This window comes from Thermodesulfitimonas sp., from assembly GCF_052743955.1.
Genome location: NZ_JBRAIN010000143.1, coordinates 1 through 3,061 on the forward strand (window position 1 = coordinate 1; position 3,061 = coordinate 3,061).

2 protein-coding genes are annotated in these 3,061 nt (G+C 63.5%); both read left to right on the plus strand.

The window, feature by feature from the left end:
* On the plus strand, positions 1-2,342 hold a 2,342-nt coding region (locus ACUVTA_RS09225), incomplete at its 5' end, for a cobaltochelatase subunit CobN (protein WP_445952644.1).
* 12 nt (positions 2,343-2,354) lie between these two features.
* Positions 2,355-3,041, plus strand: a complete 687-nt coding sequence (locus tag ACUVTA_RS09230; RefSeq protein ID WP_445952645.1) for a hypothetical protein — start codon at positions 2,355-2,357, stop codon at positions 3,039-3,041.
* Positions 3,042-3,061: the final 20 nt, after the last annotated feature.

Here is a 3,061-nt window from a genome sequence, read left to right on the forward strand (position 1 = left end):
AGCCGAAGCGGGGCTGCGCCGGGGCGCGCTGCGACGGGCGGGTCTGCAAGATCCTACACGACCCCGATATCCCGCCGCCCCACCAGTATTTGGCCACTTACCGGTGGCTGGAGCGGGAGTTTGGCGCGGACGTGATTGTCCACGTGGGCACCCACGGAAACTTAGAGTTTTTGCCCGGCAAGGGCGTGGGCTTGTCCGGGGACTGCTACCCGGACTTGGGCATCGGGACGGTGCCGCACCTTTACATTTATAACGCTGACAACCCGCCGGAGGGAACGATCGCCAAGCGGCGGAGCTACGCTACCTTGGTGGACCACATGCAGACGGTTTTAACGCAGGGCGGGCTTTACGACGAACTGGCCGAGCTCGACCAGTACCTCGAAGAGTACGAAAAGGCGCGGGTGGCCGACCCGGCGCGGGCGCATACCTTAGAGCACCTGATCATCGAGGCGATTAAAAAGGCGAAGCTTGATAAGCAGATTCCGGTAGAGGGTGGCCATGAGAACTTTGCCCAGATAAAAGAGAAGGCGCACGCGGTCCTCTCCGTCATCCGGAACACCCAGATCCAGGACGGGCAGCACATCTTCGGTGAACTGCCGGAGGGGGAGCGCCGGCTCGATTTTTTGAACGCCATCCTGCGCTTTGACGCGGGAGAGCCGCTTTCCTTGCGGAAAGCAGTGGCGCGGCTGATGGGGCTCGAGCTTGGTGAGCTTCTGGCGGCGCCGGAAAAGGTTTCGCTCCGCCACGGCAGATCCTACGGGGCGCTTTTGGAGGAGATTGACCGGGCGGGGAAGGCCTTTATCGGTTTACTGCTTAAAGGGCGACCCGTGACGCACGAGGAGGCGGCAGCGGTGCTGGGCGAAAATCTGGCGGCGCCGGACCACCTTGAAGAACTGAACGCGCTCCTGCCACGGGTGCTAGACCTGAACGAAAGGGTGGAGGCCTCCCGCGAAATGGAGGCGCTGCTTGCGGGCTTTGCCGGCCGCTACATTCCTGCCGGCCCGTCGGGCTTAATCACCCGCGGGCGGGATGATGTCTTACCCACCGGCCGGAACTTCTACTCCTTGGACCCGCACCGGGTGCCGACCAAAGCGGCCTGGGAGGTGGGGAAGCGGCTGGCGGCAAAGGTGCTCCTCAAACACCTCACCGAAGAAGGGCGCTATCCGGAGAATATCGCCATCTACTGGATGTGTAACGACATTATGTGGGCGGACGGCGAAGGCCTGGCCCAGATGCTCTATCTCTTAGGCTGCCGGCCGAAGTGGCTGCCGAACGGGCGCGTGGCGGGGATCGAGGTGATACCGCTGGCGGAGCTCGGGCGCCCACGGGTTGACGTGACGGTGCGGGTGAGCGGCATCACGCGCGACAATTTCCCCAACTGCATCGAGCTTTTGGACGAGGCGATTCAGGCCGTGGCCCGGCTCGACGAGCCGTTGGAAATGAATTTTGTTCGCAAGCACACCCTCGCCCAGCTTAACGGGGCAACGGATGCGGCGGCCTGGCGGGAGGCGACGCTGCGCATCTTCGCCTCGAAGCCTGGCACCTACATGGCCGGGGTGAACTTGGCGGTTTATGCCTCGGCCTGGAAGGACGAGAAGGACCTGGCCGACGTCTTCGTCTACTGGAACGGCTACGCTTACGGGAAGGGCATCTTTGGTAAGGAAGCCTTTAAGCAGCTCCAGGCGAACCTGAAGACGGTGGACGTGACCTACAACAAAGTGGTTTCCGACGAGTACGACCTCTTCGGCTGCTGTTGCTACTTCGGTACCCACGGCGGGATGACCGCGGCGGCCCGGGTAGCCTCGGGCAAGGAGGTCCGCACCTACTACGGCGACACTCGTGAGCCGGAGCACGTCGAGGTCCGGACGCTGGCCGACGAGATCCGGCGGGTGGTGCGGACGAAGCTTTTGAACCCCAAGTGGATCGAGGGGCAGAAGCGCCACGGCTACAAGGGCGCCGGGGACATCTCCCAGCGGATCGGGCGCGTTTACGGCTGGGAGGCGGCGACGCAGGAAGTGGACGACTGGATCTTCGACGAGATCACGCGGACCTTTGTGCTCAACGAAGAAAACCGCAAGTTCTTCGCGGAACACAACCCCTGGGCCTTGGAGGAGATCGCGCGGCGGCTTTTGGAGGCGGCGGAGCGCGGGCTGTGGCAGGCCGACCCGGAGGTGCTGGAGGGGCTCAAGGAGACCTACCTCGAGATCGAGGGGTGGCTGGAGGAAAAGATGGGCGACGTGAAGGGCGACTTCCAGGGCGGCGCCATCGACATCCTCACCGCCGAAGAGGTGGCCGACTGGGGCGCGAAGATGCGGGAGATCAGGGTGAAGTTAGGAGAGTAGGAGGTGGCCGGGATGCTGTGGCTGGAACTGCCGAAAGGCTGGTACCGTCTTGGTGAGGTGGTTAAGGTTAGCATTTTCGCCCGGGGGTTCGCGGATTTGCCGGCCGAGGCAGGGGAACGGCGCTTTAAGCTCTGGGCAGTCAATCCCTCCGGGGTGCTCCGGGATCTGCAGGTAGCGCCGGGGGGAAGCAGTGAGGTGGCGGCGGTAGAGTTTCTGCCCGGTGAGCCGGGGGTTTACACGGTGGCGGCGGCGATAACGGGGGACGTGAGCTTTTCCGCGCGGGCCTATTTCTGCGTGGAGATGGAGCGCAACGTCCTGCCGCCACCGGCGGATGCGGGACTAACGGTTGGTCCGGTCTGGCACGAGGGTAGCTACCTCGACTGGCCGGTCTGCCTGGAGCTGCGGTTCAACGGGGAGCGACTTGCAAAGGCCCCGGCGACCATTTTCCCCGGTTTGTGGCAGGGGGAAAAGTTTTCCCGTTTCACGGATGGGGCAGGACAGCTTTTCCTCGACGGGCGGAACTGGTGCTACTGGCAGCTTGACGGCAAAAAGACCGAGAGCATGCTCTTTTATCCCTGGGGCGTTAACTGGATAGTCTTGGCCGAGCATACGGATGCGGGCAGCCGGCGGCACGTGGCGACCTGCACCTTCTGCCCCGCCAAAACGGCACTCCGTTGCGGCGGTGCCGGAGAAAACTGAGGATCAGCGTGAGGAGGGGT

What these genes read in the sequence shown, in the direction of transcription:
- ACUVTA_RS09230 (WP_445952645.1), top strand. Translation starts at nt 2,355, where the DNA reads ATGCTGTGGCTGGAACTGCCGAAAGGCTGGTACCGTCTTGGTGAGGTG.